Below are 17919 nucleotides of genomic sequence, written 5' to 3'. Positions count from 1 at the left end.
TGCTCGCATCTCGTCGTCATTTTTCTGGTCTGCTCGCTGCTTGCTTCGCCTCGTCCAACTGCCGCAGTTCTTGCTCATTCTGGCTCGCTTTTTCTTGCTCTGCTTTTTCGTTTCTCTTACTTTTTTGGTCTTGTTCTTTCTCTTTTTTCTCTTCTGTGTTTTCTCTTGTTCTTGTACTTCTGTATTTTTTTTCTTCTACTTTTTTTCTTCTCTTTCCCTGTCCCACCACCACCCCTTTACTTCCCAACCTCCTACACACTGAGGAACGATGGGTGTGGGAGGTTGGGAAGCGAGCGCAGCGAGGGGGTGGCGGTGGGACAGGGAAAGAGACCCCCTACCCCGTCGTTTACCCCGGCGCGCCCCCTGCCGAGGTAAACGACCTACCAAGCTTCCAGTAAAGGCGTCCCAATGTCGGTGGTCACTGCGACTATGTCACCGTTGGCAATCCTTGCCACCGCAATGAGATTGGTTCAAAGATGGCTAAAGGCGATATTCGCACGTACAACGAAGACGGTGTGTGGAAAAGCAAAGTCGAAGGCAGTTCACGCGCCGCTCACACCGGCGGAACAAAAGCGGACCAAGCCGCCATTGGGCGGAACATGGCCGTCGATAGGAGCGTCGAGCACGTCACGACGAACCTCGACGGAAAGATCAGCGCAAAGAACTCCTACGGCAACGACGCATTCCCTCCAAAGGGATAGCACGGAGATTCCGCACGGATCCAGCCCGACGTTTCAGGGTTGGATCCATGCGGATTCATCCGCGGCGCGTCAGGACTTATCTGGACGCTGCGTCACCTTGGGAGGCTGGTTGCGGAACTGATCCGCTTCCTTGACCACTCGCACGGTTGGCCTAACCCGTTGCGCAGGTGCTGGTGGAGTTCCCGGAGTTTTTGGTTTTTCAGACATGGTCAACCGATCGTGAATCTAGAGAAATAGGAGGTGAAGTGCGGCTAGGAGAAGTGAAATGGCCAAGCATGCAAACCCTACGAGGAGGACCCAACGCCTCCAGATAAGTGCGTGCTCATCCTCTTTGAGCACTCTCAATTTGTCTTTCATGAATCCGTGAAGTGCCACAGTATCCAACTCGTTCCAGTAGTCCGATTCGGCAGAATCGATATCAACCTCGGCGCCAAGCCGAGGAAGCAGGACGAGCACCCCCAAGATAGCGGCTGCCGCGGACGCGATGGTGCTCCACAGGAACCAAGCCGACATTTGATCCAAGGACTGCACACCTGTGAGGATGCTTGCCGCAGCGACAAGGATTGAAGCTCGAGTCATTAGTCCGGCAGCTCGAACCTCAACTGAGGCGCGCTGCAGATCCACTTCACGGTCCAGAGCGGCGATTAAGATCTTCCGTTCGACAACGGCGTTCTGCTTACCCCCAAATCCAAACATGGGTCCATTGACGCAGAGATCTGATCAGCCCGCAAGTTGATCCCGGGTACCCACGGTTTTCAGGCTCAACATTTCGGACTCTTGCGGATCGCGGTTTCATCAAACCAGCGGACGACGCTGTTGGCGTTGTGAGCTTGCAGAAGGGCGTCCTCAACGATGCCGGCGAATTGGGCGGCGTCGCGGAGGCCGAGTTCAGCTCGGGCGACTCCGGGTGCGCAGCCGGCGCCGCAGCTGTCTTCACCGCTGTATTCGACGCCGTCGATGACGTTGCTGTGCCAGTTGGCGAGTTGGTCGTAGACCTGGCCGAGGGAGCGCTGGGTGGCGGTCAGGCATCCGAGCAGTAGGTACGAATCGTAAGGGTGGTTAATCGCACGAGTCGCGTGGGCCAGGCTGCGTGCGGTGTCGGCCAGCTCGTTGGCCCGGGTGATCAGTTCGCTGTCGTGGTCGTTCATGGTGGTGCTCCTTTCAGAATGTGTTTATCGGGACCGCGAGTGCGGCCCCACCTCTGGATGCCTACTCGGTGTCGGGCTTGGAGTTGCGGCGCACGGTGGCGACGGCCCGGTTGAGGTCGGGGCCGACGTTATCGGCGTCGATGACGCGTCCGTATTGGCGTGACTGGTCGACGCCCCAACTGTCGGTGTGCTCACGGCCAACAACGATCACGGGGTCGCCTTTGTGCAGGGTGGCGGCGACGTTCTGGCCGAGCTCGAACTTGGCTTCCACGAAGTGCGTGGTGGCGGCGTCGTGGGCGAGCCATTTGCCTCCGCGGTATTCGCCGGTGTTCTCGATGACGCGCAGTTTGGTGATCTGGATGCTGCCGGCTGTGACGACCTCGGGGTCGAAAGCCAGATTGCCGATGATGGTGCGTGTGGACATGAGTGCTTCTCCTTCGATGGGTGGTGCGTTGAATTGCTAGGGGATGTCGTTGGCCTTGAGTTCTTCGCCCAACTGTTTTTTGTGCCTTCCGGCGAGAGAAATTGATAGCGAGCGAGAGCGCCGCGAGTGCCCGGAGTCTCAGGCGAAATAAGGGAGCCTGCGACCGCGTCTGAGAATCTGGGAACGGTAGGCGCGCAGCGAGCTACGGTGATCGGCCGGAAAGGTCACAAATGTGTTTGAGCGACGTCGGCGGGGCAAAGCAGCGGCTCCATAGCTGGAGTTTCAACCGCTCCATCGTCGAGTTATCCACAGGTCAGTTCGCGCGCGCGTACTGTTACTGTTTTGTTCTTCCTGTTTAAGTACTGTTAAGGGGGATCTGAAATGGCCCCCTGAAAGTGCCGTTTTTGACCCCCTTAGGGGGTCAGAAATTGGCCCCCTCAGGGGTCCACATATTGACCCCCTGATAGCTGGGAACCGGCAGGATCAGCACCCGGGAATTTCGGCTCGTCGCCGGTTTCGTACTGTCGACTTGGAGTTCGTATTCGGCCGTGAGTCCATTGCCGCCGGCTCGAATTCGAGTGATGGCGCCCGCCTGGATGAGTTCGTGCACGGCGCGTTTAACGGCGGTGTGCGCTTTCACCGAGGCGGTCTCTGGCGCCAGGTACCCAAGCCCGATGGCGGAGGATTCGCGGCCGGCGAAGTAGCGGCGCGGCGCCTGACCGAGTGGGTTGTTCGCGTCGTCCCAGCACTCCAATGCCATGTACAGGAGCAGCCGAGACGACGCGTTGCTCAGCCGCATCTGCGCGGCCAGCAGAACGGCACTCTTGGCCGCGTAAAGGCCCACCGTAGTCTCACCCACCCGCACGGGGATGAGACGTTGCGAGATGGCGGAATTTCAGTAGTCTGGTCATAGATCAGATCCTTCGCAGGTGCTCGATCTTTGCCCCGGGTTGCACCCCGGGGCTTTTTCATGGGCGAACTCTCACCCGCTCGTTTCGCGGGCGACGGTTCAGACCGGATCACCGGCCCAGGAGCGCGGTCTGGCCGGTCTGGGTCTGCGCGCTCGCCTCGACCCAGGCGATGACCTCGGACCGCTTGTAGAGCACCTTCTTCGGGGTCGGCTTGTAGAACCGCGGTCCGCGGCCCATGTAGCGCAGCTGGGCGAGCGCGCCAACGGGCAGTCCGGTCAGTTCGGCCACGTGTACCGGGAGGATGAATTCTTCGTCCATGAGTGTCTCCAATTGTCGACAGATTACGACTATCGGAATCTGTTGCTGACACAGTAGAACGGTTTGCAACGGTTGACAAGTGTTTAAGTTGTAATATGTCCGCGTGACAAACTTTCTGGCGCAATCGGGGATCGGCAACCGCATCCATGCCATCCGCAAACAGCATGGCATCCGCTCAGCGAAGGACCTCGCCGACCTGATTCCGGGCAACAACGTCACCGAATCGATCCTGCAAAACATCGAAGCCGGCCGGAAACACGACCTCTCCGTCAGTCAGCTCTTGAACATCGCAAAAGCTCTCAACGTCACGCCGATCTTCCTGCTCACGCCGATCGGCCGGCCCTGGGCTGAACTCGACATCGCCAACCTCAGCTCCAGCTTCGACGGCATGACGGTCGTCGAGTTCGATGCCTGGATCTCGGGCGCAGAACACGGCGCGTACCACTGGAGCACCAACGACGAACGCACCGAACGCACCCAACTGCAAGCGATGCGAGAGCTACACGCCCAGATCCGCGAACGAAAACGCCTGACCACCAACCTCGCCATCGAACGCACCCTGGACGCCGCCGCCGGCGAGATCGCTACAGCCCAAGAATGGGACACCACTGAGGAACGACTCGCCGAGTCCAGTCGGCGCATTACGCAGCTCACGTCCTACCTCGCCTCGGCAGGCTGGGACCTCGACGGTTGGACCGACTAAACACGATGCCTGCAGCAGCGCGCCGGTCCGCCGTTCAACACTTCAGAACAACAATGGTTCCGAGAGAATTCAAGGAGGTGTTCCATGGGGAGGCCACGCGTGCCCGTGACAAGTCACGGCACAATCAGCGTGTCAGAGATCACGCCGGGCACATGGCGGGCACGCACACGTTATCGATTTGATGACGGAACGCTTCGTCAGATTGAACGATTTGCGCCGACGAAAGCGAGGGCGCAAACATCACTTCTGCTTGCCCTCACCACAGTTCGCACGTCGTCGGTGAGCGCGGTCAAACGAGAAACTACGCTCTCGGACCTTGCCGATCGTTTTCTGCTGACGAAAGCAGACCGCGCTCCGCGCACGATCGACACGTATCGGCAGACCATCGAGCACCACATCAAGCCAAAAATTGGGTCGCTCTCCGTGTCGGAGGCCACGACAGAGCGCCTGGGGCGATTCATCAGTGAGGTCATCGAGAAGCAGGGGCCTGGGGCTGCGAAAGCTTGTCGAGGGGTGCTCTCCGGGATGATGGGCGTGGCAGCGCGCTCCGACGCGATTCAGGTCAATCCCGTACGGGAGATCGACAACATCGCTCGCCTTCGCGGGGGCGCGACCGCTATCCCTCTCGATACCTTGCCGCGCCTACTTGCTGCTGTCCGCGCTGACGCTCGACTGAACCAGGTTGACGCTGCGGACGTGATTTTTTTCCTCGCCGGTACGGGGTGCCGGCTGGGGGAAGTACTGGCCGTTCGATGGTCCGCGCTCGACCTCGCCGCCGGAACTGTGGCGATCAACGCCAACGTGATCCGCGCGCGTGGTCAGGGTGTCCTCCTCCAGGATCACACCAAGACGAAGGCCGGGGTCCGTACGATCGCGATTCCGAAGAATCTCGTCGACCTCCTCCGGCATCGGCAGTCGAATTTCAAAATTCAAAACGATGATGACCTGGTCTTCCCGACACTACGTGGCAATATTCGAGATCCTCGCAATACCTCGCGCGACTGGCGCATGGCTCGTACGCGGATCGGGTATCCGACGGTCACGACTCACAGCTTCCGCAAAACGGTGGCCACCGCTTTGGACCAGTCCGGACTCAGCGCTCGAGAAATTGCGGAATTCCTCGGCCACGCGAACCCGTCTCTGACCCAGGATGTCTACATGGCCAAGAACACGGGCGGCATCCGTGCCGCGGAAACGATGAATTCCTTGCTGCCGACAGATTGAATCTGCGGGGTTTATGCGGGGTCGACGAGGTGAGCATTAGCCACGGTTTCAGGAGGCATTTTCCCCCGCTTACAGGAGTCTGCCGAGCAGAGAAATAAGCCGGAAATTGGGCCACTGAAACGATCAGATGTCGGGTACACCCGATTTCAATCTGCGGGGTTTATGCGGGGTTGGCCTAAAAACGGCGAAAAAATACCCCGGACTTCCGCAGAAATCCGGGGTTCTTGTAGCGGGAGCGGGAATTGAACCCGCGACACCACGATTATGAGCCGTGTGCTCTAACCAACTGAGCTACCCCGCCGCGACTTGTGGGCTGTTCGCTTCCAAGCCTGAGCCCCCTGTGGGAATCGGACCCACTACCTCTTCCTTACCAAGGAAGTGCTCTACCAATGAGCTAAGGGGGCAGAGCAACCAAAAAACAGTAGCAATGCCGCGTTTTTGGCAACCTAGAAACTTTATCACCCCCACGGCGCACTTGAGACCACTTGCCCGCTACGGGCATCCCGCAACGATGACGTAGCATTTTAGAATGACTGGCACCGAACTGACCTCTGGCACCGAATGGTGGCGCACAGCCGTTATCTATCAGATCTACCCGCGATCGTTCGCCGACGCGAACGGTGACGGTATGGGAGACCTCGCCGGAATCAGCGCGCGGCTGCCCCAGCTCAAAGAGCTCGGCATCGACGCCATCTGGCTGTCTCCGTTCTACACCTCGCCGCAACGTGACGCCGGATACGACGTCTCCGACTACTGCAACGTTGACCCCTTGTTCGGCACCCTCGACGACTTCGAGGTCCTGCAGCGCACGGCACACGACCTCGACATCCGCGTCATCGTCGACATCGTGCCCAATCACTCATCCAGCGACCACGGCTGGTTTCAGGCCGCTCTCGCCGCCGGTCCGGGCAGCGAGGAACGTGCCCGCTATACCTTCCGTGACGGCAAGGGCAAGAACGGAGAACTGCCCCCGAACAACTGGGAGTCCGTCTTTGGCGGCCTGGCCTGGACCCGCACGACCGACCCCGACGGCACCCCGGGCCAGTGGTATCTGCACCTGTTCGACAGCAGCCAGCCCGACTTCGACTGGGACAGCGAGTGGGTGCGCGAGCAGTTTCGCGCGGTGCTGCGTTTTTGGCTCGACCGCGGCGTCGACGGCTTTCGAGTGGATGTCGCGCACGGCATGATCAAGGCTCCCGGCCTCCCCGATTACACCCCACCCGCCGAGGGCGGCAGCATGGGCGGCGCCCCGGCATCCGCTTTGGAACCGGGAATCGCGGCCGAAACACCACTGACCGCCCCGTACTGGGCGCAGGACGGCGTGCACGAGATCTACCGCGATTGGCACAAGGTGCTCGCCGAGTACCCCGGCGACCGCGTTCTCGCCGCGGAAGCCTGGGTTGACCCGCTCAGCCAGATGGCCAAATGGGTGCGGCCCGATGAGATGCACCAAGCCTTCAACTTCGCCTACCTCGAGACTCCGTGGAATGCTCCGAAGCTGAAAAGTGTCATCGACGAGTCCCTCGAGGCCTTTGGCAACGTGGGAGCGCCGAGTACCTGGGTGCTCTCCAACCACGACGTGGTGCGACACGCCTCACGGCTTGCCCTCACCGGCGACAACCTCCAGGGTCACGGTATCGGGCCGAAGACCGTTGGGCTGCCCGACACGGCGCTGGGCTTGCGACGTGCGCGCGCGGCATCCGCCCTCATGCTGAGCCTGCCCGGCTCCAGCTACCTGTATCAGGGCGAGGAACTCGGCCTCCCCGAGGCCGTCGACCTGCCCGACCACGCCCGCGAAGACCCCACTTGGTTTCGCACCAACGGCGAACGCTACGGGCGAGACGGATGCCGCGTGCCGATTCCGTGGGAAGCCGCCAGTGAGTCCTTTGGCTTCAGCACCGGCGCCAAGAGCTGGCTGCCGCAACCGGCCGAGTGGGCCGCGCTGGCCCGCGACCAGCAGAATGGCGTGACCGGCTCAACGCTCGAGCTGTACAAGCTGGCCCTGAGCCTGCGCCGGAAGCATTCCCTCGCCTCCGGAACGGTCGAGTGGGTCGAGGGTTTCGACCCCGAGGTGGTGGCGTACCGCAACGGTGACGTGATCGTTGTGGCGAACACGGGTGCGGCATCCGTGCAGCTGCCCGAGGGTGACGTGCTGCTGGCCAGCGAAGAACTCGTCGGGCGCACCCTGCCGGGCGACGCGACGGCCTGGTTGAGCGCCTAGCCTGCATGACCGAAATCGATCGGCCGAAGGATGCCGACGGCACCGACCTGACGACCCTCGCCGCCATGCGCGAGCTGAAGCGCGAGCTGACCCGGTTCATGATGTCGTACAAGTTCGCCAGCGACGAGATGCTGACCAAGATTAACATTCTGAAAGAGGAGTTCAGCTCGATCCACGACTATAGTCCGATCGAGCACGTCAGTTCGCGGCTCAAGACGCCGGAAGGAATCCTCAAGAAGGCCATTCGCAAGGGGTATCCGCTCGAACTCGACGGAATTCGCGAGAATATCCAGGACATCGCGGGCATTCGCATTACCTGCAGCTTCATCTCAGACACCTATCGCATCCGCGATCTGCTCGCGGGGCAACGGGACGTGACGGTGCTGCTGGAGAAGGACTACATCCAGGAGCCGAAGGCCAACGGATACCAGAGCCTGCACCTCATCGTGGCGATTCCGGTATTCATGTCGGACCGCGTGCAGCCGGTAACCGTGGAGATTCAGATCCGAACAATCGCCATGGATTTCTGGGCGAGTCTCGAGCATAAGATTTTCTACAAGTACAACGGTGCGGTGCCCGACACGCTCGTCGAGGACCTGAGGCAAGCAGCAGATGCCGCCAACCGCCTCGACGTGAAGATGGAGCTGCTGCACGACCAGGTCGTGGCGCTGGAGTCCGTCGACGATGCTGATGCCGACCTGTTCAGCTTCGATGGCTTGCCGCCGTTTCCTCTGCCAAAGGGGCTGCTCGACACGTTCATGCGCGGGCGCAGCGAGCCGGAATAGCTTCGGTGCCCCGGCCGGATCTCAGCCGGCCATGCGCACAACTCCTGCAATTCGCGGGCGAACAGAATAACTCCCGCGTCTTTGCGCGGGTGAGACCCTCAGGCGCAAGAAATTGCAGGAGTTACGCGCGCACTGACCAGCGCATCTGAGCGCTGGAGTTAGTTCGTGTTGGCGTAGAGCCAGACGAGCGGGTCGATCTTGGTGCCGTTAATGCCGCCCATACGAATTTCAAAGTGTAGGTGCGGGCCGGTCGACATTCCGGTGCTTCCAGTCTTGCCGATGACCTGGCCGACCTTCACGACGTCGCCCACCTTGAAGAGCATCGACCCGTGGATCATGTGCGCATACACGCTCGTGACGAGCTCACCGTCGATCATATGGTCGATCATCATGTGCACGCCGAGACTGCCTTCGCCGTCCTCGGCGAAGCTGACCACGCCGTCGGCGATGGCTTGAATCGGTGCGCCGAGACCGGGGTTGAAGTCCTGGCCGCCGTGGTTCACTGAGCAGCCGGCGCAGTGGCGAATGCCGAAGTGGCTATTGAGGTGCACGCCAACGGCGAACGGCCACTGAATGGTGCCGTTCGGGTTGTTGGTGAAGGTGTCTTCCAAGCGAATACCGCTGGCCGCGGCCACTTCGGCAATGGTGCTCGACTCATAACCGTCGCGCTCCACCGTCACGGTGTCGCCGCCGGCGAGTTCCATGGTCTGCGCGTCTTCGGCGGGCACAACGCGGTGCGCTTCCTGAGCGGATATCTGAACATCTTGCGCGGACAGCAGTGCTTGCGCCGGAATGGACGTGGCGACGGTCATGAGGGCCACGAAGGACATGGCGAGGATCGACGCGCCCTTGGCTGCGCGCTTGCGCAGGGTGGTGCCGGACGGTCGCGAGCGCGGCGCTCGACGGTGCAGCGATCTGGCGGGAACGAAATCGCGCGTGGGCGCGAAAGCCTCCCCCGGCTTCTGCTCAATGCGGTGTCGGCGGCGGGGCAGGTCGCCCGCGGCCGGAATTACGGTCGGGACCGACTGGGAGGTGCCGGGAGCCAACAACTTCTCAAAGTCAGTGGGCTGAGCGCCCGCGATCGCGATGGCCTCGACGATGCGGTCAGTCTCAATGACGACGGCGGCCGCGCGGTCGGGTTCGGCCAGATCGACGGCGACGGAAAGGTCCGCAGCGGGACTGAGCCGCACAACATCAACAACGTCCTCGACGACCGATTCGCCAGCTGAGAGAGCTGCACGCTCGCGGTCACGCAATTCGCGACGGGTGAGGGCGGCCGGAGCGGCGGGGGCATTCACCTTGCCGTCACTCTCGTCGGGCACAGAGGTGTCCGAGTATGAAGTGTGACGTGACAAAAGGCGGCTTTCGGCGTTGGGGACAGGATCTGTTGCTCGTACTGGATAACGCCAAATGACGACAGGCCAATATAACGAATTGATTAAGGGTAGCGTGCAACCCTGTGAATATCAGCAGAAAATGGCCATTGACACCCGATTAGGGCAAATGGGCTTACTTTCGCGAATTTTCTGCAGCTACGGGGAAGCGGTCGAAGAGTGCGGCCAGAACGGGTTCGAACTGATCGTAGAGGTCGGGAGCGGCGGCGATGAGCAGGTCGCGACCCTCGGCATCCGCTTGTAATGCACCCACCCGGGCACCGGCTTCGCGGGCGATCAGGGCGCCGGCGGCGTAGTCCCAGGGGTTGAGGCCGCGTTCAAAGTACAGGTCGAGGCGCCCGCAGGCGACCGAACACAGGTCGAGTGCAGCAGAACCGATGCGACGGATGTCCCGCACCTGGCCGATGAGACCGCCCACGACGCTCGCCTGCCACACCCGGCGGGTTGCCTCGTAGCCGAACCCGGTTCCAGCCAGGGCCAGCGAGAGCGGCACGTCGTGGTTCACGTGCAGTCGGTGATCGCCGAGCCAAGCACCCGAGCCCTCCGCGGCGGTGAATACCTCACCGAGGGCAGGATTAACGACGGCACCGGCGAGTGCGTTCCAACTGGCCGGATCGGGGTCGCCCTGCACGACGGCGATACTGACGGCGTAGAACGGGATTCCGTAAAGGTAGTTGACGGTGCCATCGATGGGGTCGACCACCCAGGTGAGCCCGCTCGTGCCGCTGGTGGCGTCGGACTCCTCACCGTAAAACCCGTCGCCGGGTCGCGCGTCGGCGAGAAGCCCGCGAATGAGCAGCTCCACCTCGCGGTCGGCCGCGGTGACGATATCTTCGGGTGAGGATTTCGAGGCGGCGATCTCCACCCCCTCCGCGCGACGCCGGTGGGCGAGCGCCCCCGCCGTGAGAGCGACGGTGCGCGCGAGGTCGAGCAGCTCGGTCGGGGCAGGATGCGTCATGCCCTCACGCTACAGGTAGCGCCCATAACAAGAACAGGCAGACCCGAGGGTCTGCCTGTTCTTGTGTGCTGGTGGCGAGTGCGAGGTTCGAACTCACGAAGGCTACGCCGTCTGATTTACAGTCAGATCCCTTTGGCCGCTTGGGTAACTCGCCATACGCTCCCGACCAGGTGTAATCACTCAACCGGAGACGCGGGGTTAACAATACAAGACGAAACGCCTCACGGAGAAATCAGCGGGTGCTGGGTTCTCCGTGCGGCGCGTCGACTACCGGGCGGGCGGGCCGCCCCCACCGGCCGGCGGGGTGCGGGTCTGGGTCGACGTGTCGCCGCCGAGCCCGCTGAGCCCACTATCGGTTTCGGTGGTGGTGGTGGCGATGGCTGCATTGAGATCGGCCAGGATCACCGTGTCACCCGTCTCGATTCCCGACGCGATCTCGGTCAGCTCGGAGCCGACGGCGCCCACCTTCACCTCGGTGCTCGTGGACACGCCGTTGCGGAGAACGTCGACCGTGTAGGCCGAGTCGGCCCGGTGAACCGCTGAGGTCGGCACGGACAGCACGTCTTCGAGGCTCGCCACCGCAACGGTGACCGCGGCCGCGGCGCCGTTCAGCAGGGCGGGGTCGGTTTCATCGAGCGCGATCTGCACGGTGTACGACGGTGTGGAGGACGTCGACACGTTCGCTATGCCGATCGAGCTGACCGACCCGGACAGCTCGCCGTCCACACTGGCAACGGTGACCGCTGCACTCTGGCCGACAGCCACCCCGTCAATGTCGGTGAGCGAGACGGTCGTGCTCACCACGAAGCCGTCGTCACCGATAACCGTGATCACGGCGGTCGACGACGATGCCGCGACGGTGTCACCGACAGCGAGGGCAACCGCCGCCACGGTGCCAGCGATCGGGCTGGTCAGGGTCGCGAGGGTGAGGTTGTGCTCGGCGATCGCCAACATGGCGACGGCGGCGTCAATCTTGGCCTGGTCGGCCAGGATTGTCTCGGCCGAAGCGACAGTTGCCGTGCCGCCGCCCGCCGCCGCAGCGCCGGTTCCGGTGCCGGTTGCTGCGGCAGCGGATGACGCGTCTCTAGTGGTTGTCGAAGCGACGGCAGATCCGGTTGTCGATCCGGCGCTCGCACTACCGGTCGGAACCGTCGCAGCGACTTCGTTCGGCTCCGCACCGGAGGCCACTCCGCCCGCCGCGGCGTTCGTGTCGGCCACGGCCTTCTGCAGCGCGACCACGGCCTGGTTCAGGTCATCGACGAGCGTGAGCACGTCAGCCTGGGCCTCGCTGGTCATCTTCTGGCCGGCCAGAACAGCGGTGATGGCGCTCTGGCAGTCGGTCAGGGCGAGCTTCGCTGTCGTGAGCTTTTCGGCCGCTGTCAGGGGCGCCTCGGCGATCTCGCCGGCGGCCTCGCTCGCCGTGTCGTCAGCTGAGTCTCCAGACGCGGCTCCAGCCGTGTCGTCAGCGTTGTTGTCAGCCGGCTCATCCGCAGCAGCATCGTCGAGCGCGGCTTCGAGGAAGGGCAGGCACACGTCGGTCGTGGAGTCGATGGCAGTCTGGGTTGCGGCGAGTGCGGTCACCGCGGTGTCGTACTGGGCCAGCAAGGCGGTCTGCGCGGCACCGACCGTTTTGACGGCGTCGACGACCGCAGCCGAGGTGGCGTCCGTCGATCCCGAGGCCGAACCAGAGGCCGAACCAGAACCAGAACCAGCACCGGTTGTTGCTTCGGTGGATCCAGAAGCCGACCCGGTACTCGATGCGGCTGACATTGCCGCAGTGGGTGCGGCATCCGCTGTCGAAACGCTCGGCGAAACGCTCGTCGTGGTGCTCGCCGTTGTGCTCGTCGTCGTGGTCGTCGTCGTGGTCGTCGCCGTCTGCGAGTCGAGGTCGGTCTCCAGCGTCAGCTGGGCGCTCGAAACGTTCGCTTCGGCAGCGTCGATCGCGTCGTTCAGGCTCGCTACGTCGAGGGTGGCGAGGGTCTGCCCGGCCGTCACCGTGTCGCGCAGGCTGACGGCCACACCGCTCACGGTTCCGGCGACCGAGAATGACGCGTCGCTGCGGCTGGCCGAGGCGAGGCTGCCCACGAGGTCGAGCGATTCACTGACCGAACCGAGCGCGGCCAGGGCCGTGCGGTAGTCGCCGCCCGCGGTGCGGGTCATGGCGTAGGCCACGCCGCCGCCGGATGCGACCAGTACCGCCGCAACCGTTCCCACGGCGAGCAATCGCCGGCGCTTCTGCCGGCTCGCCCGAAGCTTCTTCGCCGATGAAACGGGGGTCGGTGTAGTGGCCACCTCCGGTGCGGCAGCCTCCTCCCCACCGGAGGCCGGCTGGGCGGCGCGCCTACTCATTTGCCCGGCCTTGCGCACGCGCGCCGCGGCCGGCGACCGCGCTCACGCAGCCGTCGTCACTCGCCGTCGAGAGCGCCACAGCTGTGGCCGCGAAGGATCCGCTGTCGTCGGCCTCGCCCTGCGCGGTCGCGCACAGCCCCACCGCTACCGCCGACGCATCCGAAGCGGATGTCCGCGTGTAGGTGGTCTCATCGTCGACCGTTACCGATTCACTCGCCACGGCACCGTCGGCGTCGGTCGACTCAACCGTGATGGTGGTCGCGGTGATCGCCGTCACGAGTCCGCTCGTGCGCCCGGCGGCGCTGCCGGAATCCGCGGGCCGGTCCGTGGGCAAATCAGTCGGCATTCCGGTGGGAGCGGTGTCCTCGGCGCCCGCGGGCCGCGTGCCGGCACCCGGTCCGGCGGCACCCGGTCCGGCGGCACCCGCTCCGGCGTTGCCGGCACCCAACCCCAAGGCGCAGGCACCGTCAACCGCGTCGGTGACGGCGACGGTCGTCGCGACCATCGTGGCATCCGTTCCATCGGCCGCGGCCGCGCTCGAAACGTTTACACACTGGCCAACGCTCAGATCTGCCATTGTCGCGGCCAAGGTTGAGGTGAAGGTCGTATCGGCCGTGTAGGTCACCGCGGTCTGCGAGTCGGTGTCTTGCAGCTGAAAGGTGAGGTCGGCCAGGGCGGCGATCTCACCGGTCACGCCGGGAACGACTCGGACCTGCTGTGCGCTGGTCGTGTCGGCTCTGGCCGCCTGCGTGGCGACGGCACTGCTGGCGGCGGCTGCGCAACCGGAGAGCAGCAGTACACCGCCGAGGGCAAGGGCCCCGCCAGCGAATGCCGCGCGGTGTTTGAGCGAGAATTTCGTCATGTCAGTGGTCTCATTTCGTTCGTAGGAAGGGAAAAGGTTCTATTCGCTGCGCAGCGCATCGATGGGGGCGAGGCGGGCGGCCCGGGTGGCCGGGTAGACGCCGAAACTGATGCCGATCACGATGGCGACACCGATCGACAGACCGACGGCAGCCGGCGAGACCACGATCGAACTGCCGATCACCCCCGGCAGTACCAGTGCTGCCGTGACGCCCAGCAGGGCGCCGAGCAGGCCGCCGCTGAGGCCGAGAATGGCGGCCTCGATCAGAAACTGACGCCGAATGGCACCCGGCGGCGCCCCGAGCGCCTTGCGCAGGCCGATTTCGCGGGTACGTTCCGACACCGATACGAGCATGATGTTCATGACCCCGATGCCTCCGACCAGCAGTGACAGCGCGGCGACGCCGGTAAGCAGAATCGTGAGGGTCGCATAGACGGCCGTCGCCGTGCTGACCAGGGCATCCTGGCTGCTGATGGTGAAGTCGGCGGCGGTACTGTCACCGATCGAGTGCAGGTTCAGCAACAGGGTTTGCGCTTCCTGGTAGGCGGCGGAAAGCTGCCCGTCGCTGGAAGCCTGCAAGTAGATGGTCGACACGGCCGAGCTCTCCGTGCCACCGACCAGCACGCTCGCGGCGGTGGAGAAGGGAACGATGGCGACATCGTCGAGATTGGATGAGGAGTCCGACCCGGCCGAGTCGAGCACGCCGATCACCTGGAAGGTTTTGTCGCTGATCACGACGGACTGGCCGACCACCCGTTGGGTGCCGAACAACTCGTCGGCGGTCTCCGAACCGAGAACAACAACCAAGGCCGATGTCTCCTCGTCGTCGGCGCTGATGAACTCACCCGTGCTGAGGGTGCGCGCACGCACGTCGAGCCACGAGGTGGTCGTTCCAGTGACGGATGTCGTCCAGTTCGTGTCGTTCGCTTCGAGCGACAATGACGTGGTCTTCTCGGCGGCGACCCCGGAGATATCCGGTGCGTTCACGCTCGACTCGAGCGCTTCGGCATCCGCTATGGTCAGCGTCGAACTGGAGCCGAAACCGCCACGCACCCCCGCGGTATCGGTGCTGCTGCCGGGGGCGACGATCAGCAGATTACTGCCAAGCGAGCTGATCTGCGCGCTGACGTCTTTCTGGGTGCCGAGGCCGAGGCCGACGGTGAGAATGACCGCGGCAATTCCAATCAGGATGCCCAGCACCGTCAGGGTCGAGCGCAGTGCGTGCGAGTAGACCGCGCTCCAGCTGGTGCGGAATGATTCCAGCCAACTCATGCGGCAGCCGCTTCGGTCAGTTCGTCACGGATGACTTCGCCGTCGCGCACCCAGACGATGCGTGCGGCTCGTTGGGCGACCTCAAGCTCGTGCGTGATGAGCACGATGGTACGTCCACGGGCGTGCAGCTCATCGAACAATTCGAGCACGTCCTGGGTCGACACCGAGTCAAGGTTTCCGGTCGGTTCGTCGGCCAGGATCATGGTCGGCTCACCCACCAGGGCGCGGGCAACGGCCACGCGCTGCTGCTGCCCGCCGGAAAGTTCACCCGGTCGGTTCTCGAAGCGGTCGCCCAGACCGACCCGGTCGAGTGCCTGTTCGGCGCGCTGCTTGCGCTCGTGCCGGGGAATTCCCCCGTAGATCAGCGGCAGTTCCACGTTGCGCCAGGCGGGCAGCGACGACAACAGGTTGAATCCCTGAAAGACGAACCCGATCTGACGGTTGCGAATCTCGGCGAGCTCGACCTCGTCGAGGTCGTTCACATCGGTTCCGCCGAGGCGGTACTCGCCACGGGTGAGGGTGTCGAGGCAACCCAGAACGTTCATAATCGTGGATTTTCCCGACCCCGACGGCCCCATAATGGCAACGTATTCGCCCTCGTAGATGGCCAGGTCGATGCCCTTGAGGGCTTCGAATTCAATACTGCCGGAGCGGTAGGTCTTTCCGGCACCGCGCAACTCGATAACGGGGGCGGCGACATCCGCTTCGGGAGCGAGCCGTGTTGCGCTGGGGTCAACCATTGTTCGCACCGCCACGCACCTGGCCGGTGGGGGTGTTTCCAGTGGGCGCACGGTCACGGGGGAACGTGCTGGTGTCGTTGCCGGCGCCCGTACCCGTACCGGTGTTTCCAGTGCCGGGGGTGAAGGTGGCCACAACGACCTCATCGCCCTCGGCCAGGCCTTCGGTGATCTCCGTGAGGTTGCCGGCGGTGGCACCGACCGTGACCGGGGTGGACACCTCGTTGCCGTCCGCGTCGAGCATGGTCACAACGGATGCCCCATCCACGCTGCTCACGGCGGCGCTGGCCACGGTGAGAACTGCGGTACGGCGCTCGTAGACGATGGATGCGGTCACCGTCACACCGTCATGCAGCCCCTCGGGCGTTCCGGTGACGGCGACGACGACGGGGTATGCGGCGACGCCGGTGGTGGTTGACGGCAGCAGGCCGATCTCGGAGACGGTGCCGAAGAGGGCGGTTCCGTCATCGAGCGAGAGTTCGACCTGGTCGTTGGCTTCGATGAGGGCGACATCCGCTTCGCCCACGGTGAGGTCGACGGTCCAGGCATCCGTTCCGACGATCGTGAAGGCAGCGCTGCTGGTTGTCGCGGTGGCTCCGGATCCCGCCGCCGAGGTACCGCCGACTGCTGGGCCGGATGTTCCGGTTGAGCTGGAGGATGATTCCACGTCGCCGACGGCAACGTTCACCGCGGTGATGAGTCCGGCGACCGGAGCCGTGAGCGTAACGGCGCTTTGGGCGGCCACAGCATCGTCAACGCCGTTCTGCGCGGTCGTCACGCTCGCCGCGTTGGCGGCGATCTGGGCCAGGTCGGCCGTACCTCCGTCGCTCGAATCCTGGCTGTCGGCGAGCTTCGCGGCGGCCGTGGCGAGGGTGGCACGGGCGGCGAGCAGCTCGGCGTCAACGGTGAGGGTGTCAACGGTGGCGAGCGCGTCACCGGCAGCAACGACCGTACCGGCGACCACGTTAACCGCGGTCACGGTTCCGGAAGCGGCGAATGACACTTCTTCCTGCACTGTCGGGGTGAGGGTGCCGCTGGCAGAAACGCTCTGTTCCATGGTTTCCAGGCTGGCCGCGACGGTTTGAACGACCGGGGTGGCCTCGGCGCTCGTCGACTGGGCGGCAATGATCCACCAGGCACCGCCGCCGGTCAAGACAAGTGCGACAGCGCCGCTGAGCACCCACCAGCGCGCTTTCATGCGACGGATGCCGCCCATCCGTGTGCGAAACTGCCTGAGATTCATCGCTCTCCTCGTCGATATGTCGCACCATGTCTGCGCCACAAATCCGAACCTAAGCACCGCGTCTATGCCCCAGGCCTCCAGGCCCTATCAATTGGCTATGAGCGAGAGCGCAGAAAGTGTGCGATTGGCGGGTCCAATCGGGCACTTTTTGCGCTCTCTCGGGTCGGATACCATGGGGGAATGGCAGATTCAACATTCGACATCGTCAGCAAGGTCGACCCGATGGAGGTCGACAACGCCCTCAATCAGGCGCACAAGGAAGTCGCACAGCGTTATGACTTCAAGAACGTGGGCGCCTCGATCGCGATGAGCGGTGAAAAAGTGCTCATGAAAGCCAACACCGAGGAGCGCGTCAAAGCGATCCTCGAGGTGTTCGAGGCGAAGCTGATCAAGCGCGGCATCTCCCTGCGCAGCCTTGACGCCGGTGAACCATACGCCTCCGGCAAGGAATACCGCATCGAGACTTCGATGAAGGCCGGCATCGACCAGGAGAACGCGAAGAAGATCAGCAAGATCATTCGCGACGAGGGCCCCAAGGGCGTCAAGAGCCAGATCCAGGGCGACGAACTGCGCGTCAGCTCGAAGAGCCGCGACGATCTGCAGGCCGTGATGGCGCTACTCAAGGGCAAGGACCTCGACGTGGCCCTGCAGTTCACCAACTTCCGCTAG

Annotated in this window: 19 protein-coding genes and 3 tRNA genes; 6 read left to right on the top strand and 16 right to left on the bottom strand. The window is 63.5% G+C overall.

The features are described 5' to 3' along the window. Window positions 1-16: 16 nt before the first annotated feature. Window positions 17-226, bottom strand: a complete 210-nt coding sequence (locus QMK22_RS06280; protein WP_283496755.1) for a hypothetical protein — start codon at window positions 224-226, stop codon at window positions 17-19. A gap of 250 nt (window positions 227-476) precedes the next feature. Here QMK22_RS06280 and QMK22_RS06275 point away from each other — a divergent pair, with 250 nt between their 5' ends. Next, the gene (locus QMK22_RS06275) at window positions 477-701 is read left to right on the top strand and encodes a DUF2188 domain-containing protein (protein WP_283496754.1); all 225 of its coding nucleotides are present in this window, start codon (window positions 477-479) and stop codon (window positions 699-701) included. Window positions 702-926: 225 nt separating this feature from the next. Here QMK22_RS06275 and QMK22_RS06270 read toward each other — a convergent pair whose 3' ends face one another. The 5 genes from QMK22_RS06270 to QMK22_RS06250 form a co-directional block, all read right to left on the bottom strand. Next, the gene (locus QMK22_RS06270) at window positions 927-1397 is read right to left on the bottom strand and encodes a hypothetical protein (RefSeq protein WP_283496753.1); all 471 of its coding nucleotides are present in this window, start codon (window positions 1395-1397) and stop codon (window positions 927-929) included. A gap of 65 nt (window positions 1398-1462) precedes the next feature. Next, complete coding sequence (locus QMK22_RS06265; protein ID WP_283496752.1) at window positions 1463-1849, bottom strand: hypothetical protein; 387 nt, start codon at window positions 1847-1849, stop codon at window positions 1463-1465. A gap of 61 nt (window positions 1850-1910) precedes the next feature. After that, a complete protein-coding gene (locus tag QMK22_RS06260) occupies window positions 1911-2273 on the bottom strand; it encodes a single-stranded DNA-binding protein (protein WP_283496751.1) in 363 nt (120 codons plus the stop codon). A 421-nt stretch (window positions 2274-2694) separates the two neighbouring features. After that, the gene (locus tag QMK22_RS06255) at window positions 2695-3132 is read right to left on the bottom strand and encodes a hypothetical protein (protein ID WP_283496750.1); all 438 of its coding nucleotides are present in this window, start codon (window positions 3130-3132) and stop codon (window positions 2695-2697) included. A gap of 160 nt (window positions 3133-3292) precedes the next feature. After that, window positions 3293-3502 (bottom strand): helix-turn-helix transcriptional regulator, encoded by a 210-nt coding sequence (locus QMK22_RS06250; protein ID WP_104131369.1) that lies wholly within the window; start codon window positions 3500-3502, stop codon window positions 3293-3295. A gap of 103 nt (window positions 3503-3605) precedes the next feature. Between QMK22_RS06250 and QMK22_RS06245 the strand changes: the two genes are divergently transcribed. Beyond that, window positions 3606-4205 carry a helix-turn-helix domain-containing protein gene (locus QMK22_RS06245; protein WP_283496749.1) on the top strand — a complete coding sequence of 200 codons (600 nt, stop codon included), beginning with the start codon at window positions 3606-3608 and terminating at the stop codon, window positions 4203-4205. A 129-nt stretch (window positions 4206-4334) separates the two neighbouring features. Then, entirely contained in the window at window positions 4335-5429 is a 1095-nt protein-coding gene (locus QMK22_RS06240; protein ID WP_283452603.1) for a site-specific integrase, read from the top strand. A gap of 227 nt (window positions 5430-5656) precedes the next feature. On the opposite strand, the gene QMK22_RS06235 is transcribed toward QMK22_RS06240, so the two are convergent. Together QMK22_RS06235 and QMK22_RS06230 are read right to left on the bottom strand one after the other, a co-directional pair. Continuing rightward, window positions 5657-5730, bottom strand: a tRNA-Met gene (locus tag QMK22_RS06235). Between the two features lie 31 nt (window positions 5731-5761). After that, window positions 5762-5833 (bottom strand) — tRNA-Thr (locus QMK22_RS06230). 125 nt (window positions 5834-5958) lie between these two features. Here QMK22_RS06230 and QMK22_RS06225 point away from each other — a divergent pair. After that, on the top strand, window positions 5959-7650 hold the full coding sequence (locus QMK22_RS06225; protein WP_283496748.1) for a glycoside hydrolase family 13 protein: 1692 nt from the start codon (window positions 5959-5961) through the stop codon (window positions 7648-7650). Between the two features lie 5 nt (window positions 7651-7655). Then, window positions 7656-8435, top strand: a complete 780-nt coding sequence (locus QMK22_RS06220) for a GTP pyrophosphokinase (RefSeq protein WP_283496747.1) — start codon at window positions 7656-7658, stop codon at window positions 8433-8435. Between the two features lie 158 nt (window positions 8436-8593). Here QMK22_RS06220 and QMK22_RS06215 read toward each other — a convergent pair whose 3' ends face one another. From QMK22_RS06215 to QMK22_RS06180, 8 genes are all read right to left on the bottom strand, one after another. Then, window positions 8594-9757, bottom strand: coding sequence for a M23 family metallopeptidase (locus tag QMK22_RS06215; protein ID WP_283496746.1), 1164 nt, complete (start codon window positions 9755-9757; stop codon window positions 8594-8596). Window positions 9758-9944: 187 nt separating this feature from the next. Then, window positions 9945-10787 carry an inositol monophosphatase family protein gene (locus QMK22_RS06210; RefSeq protein ID WP_283496745.1) on the bottom strand — a complete coding sequence of 281 codons (843 nt, stop codon included), beginning with the start codon at window positions 10785-10787 and terminating at the stop codon, window positions 9945-9947. 69 nt (window positions 10788-10856) lie between these two features. Next, window positions 10857-10941: transfer RNA gene (locus QMK22_RS06205), tRNA-Tyr, on the bottom strand. A 113-nt stretch (window positions 10942-11054) separates the two neighbouring features. Further along, complete coding sequence (locus QMK22_RS06200; protein WP_283496744.1) at window positions 11055-13136, bottom strand: HlyD family efflux transporter periplasmic adaptor subunit; 2082 nt, start codon at window positions 13134-13136, stop codon at window positions 11055-11057. Continuing rightward, window positions 13129-13998: a DUF5666 domain-containing protein gene (locus tag QMK22_RS06195; RefSeq protein WP_283496743.1), complete on the bottom strand. Its 870-nt coding sequence runs from the start codon at window positions 13996-13998 to the stop codon at window positions 13129-13131. Before QMK22_RS06195 ends, QMK22_RS06200 begins: the two co-directional genes overlap by 8 nt. 39 nt (window positions 13999-14037) lie before the next feature. Then, on the bottom strand, window positions 14038-15270 hold the full coding sequence (locus QMK22_RS06190; RefSeq protein ID WP_283496742.1) for an ABC transporter permease: 1233 nt from the start codon (window positions 15268-15270) through the stop codon (window positions 14038-14040). Further along, complete coding sequence (locus tag QMK22_RS06185) at window positions 15267-16010, bottom strand: ABC transporter ATP-binding protein (RefSeq protein ID WP_283496741.1); 744 nt, start codon at window positions 16008-16010, stop codon at window positions 15267-15269. Before QMK22_RS06185 ends, QMK22_RS06190 begins: the two co-directional genes overlap by 4 nt. After that, complete coding sequence (locus QMK22_RS06180) at window positions 16003-17250, bottom strand: efflux RND transporter periplasmic adaptor subunit (RefSeq protein ID WP_283496740.1); 1248 nt, start codon at window positions 17248-17250, stop codon at window positions 16003-16005. Before QMK22_RS06180 ends, QMK22_RS06185 begins: the two co-directional genes overlap by 8 nt. 180 nt (window positions 17251-17430) lie before the next feature. On the opposite strand from QMK22_RS06180, the gene QMK22_RS06175 reads away from it, so the two are divergent. Next, window positions 17431-17919, top strand: coding sequence for a YajQ family cyclic di-GMP-binding protein (locus QMK22_RS06175; protein WP_283496739.1), 489 nt, complete (start codon window positions 17431-17433; stop codon window positions 17917-17919).

It is taken from the genome of Cryobacterium sp. PH29-G1 (genome assembly GCF_030063365.1).
Lineage (GTDB): Bacteria > Actinomycetota > Actinomycetes > Actinomycetales > Microbacteriaceae > Cryobacterium.
The sequence above is the reverse complement of the archived record's forward strand: the minus strand, read 5'-3'. Positions and strand labels throughout refer to the sequence as shown.

Bases quoted from the DNA above. Each gene is read 5' to 3' on its own strand.
- QMK22_RS06275 (WP_283496754.1), top strand. From the start codon at position 477: ATGGCTAAAGGCGATATTCGCACGTACAACGAAGACGGTGTGTGGAAA.
- QMK22_RS06270 (WP_283496753.1), bottom strand. From the start codon at position 1,397: ATGTTTGGATTTGGGGGTAAGCAGAACGCCGTTGTCGAACGGAAGATC.
- QMK22_RS06265 (WP_283496752.1), bottom strand. From the start codon at position 1,849: ATGAACGACCACGACAGCGAACTGATCACCCGGGCCAACGAGCTGGCC.
- QMK22_RS06260 (WP_283496751.1), bottom strand. From the start codon at position 2,273: ATGTCCACACGCACCATCATCGGCAATCTGGCTTTCGACCCCGAGGTC.
- QMK22_RS06250 (WP_104131369.1), bottom strand. From the start codon at position 3,502: ATGGACGAAGAATTCATCCTCCCGGTACACGTGGCCGAACTGACCGGA.
- QMK22_RS06225 (WP_283496748.1), top strand. From the start codon at position 5,959: ATGACTGGCACCGAACTGACCTCTGGCACCGAATGGTGGCGCACAGCC.
- QMK22_RS06220 (WP_283496747.1), top strand. From the start codon at position 7,656: ATGACCGAAATCGATCGGCCGAAGGATGCCGACGGCACCGACCTGACG.
- QMK22_RS06210 (WP_283496745.1), bottom strand. From the start codon at position 10,787: ATGACGCATCCTGCCCCGACCGAGCTGCTCGACCTCGCGCGCACCGTC.
- QMK22_RS06200 (WP_283496744.1), bottom strand. From the start codon at position 13,136: ATGAGTAGGCGCGCCGCCCAGCCGGCCTCCGGTGGGGAGGAGGCTGCC.
- QMK22_RS06195 (WP_283496743.1), bottom strand. From the start codon at position 13,998: ATGACGAAATTCTCGCTCAAACACCGCGCGGCATTCGCTGGCGGGGCC.
- QMK22_RS06190 (WP_283496742.1), bottom strand. From the start codon at position 15,270: ATGAGTTGGCTGGAATCATTCCGCACCAGCTGGAGCGCGGTCTACTCG.
- QMK22_RS06185 (WP_283496741.1), bottom strand. From the start codon at position 16,010: ATGGTTGACCCCAGCGCAACACGGCTCGCTCCCGAAGCGGATGTCGCC.
- QMK22_RS06180 (WP_283496740.1), bottom strand. From the start codon at position 17,250: ATGAATCTCAGGCAGTTTCGCACACGGATGGGCGGCATCCGTCGCATG.
- QMK22_RS06175 (WP_283496739.1), top strand. From the start codon at position 17,431: ATGGCAGATTCAACATTCGACATCGTCAGCAAGGTCGACCCGATGGAG.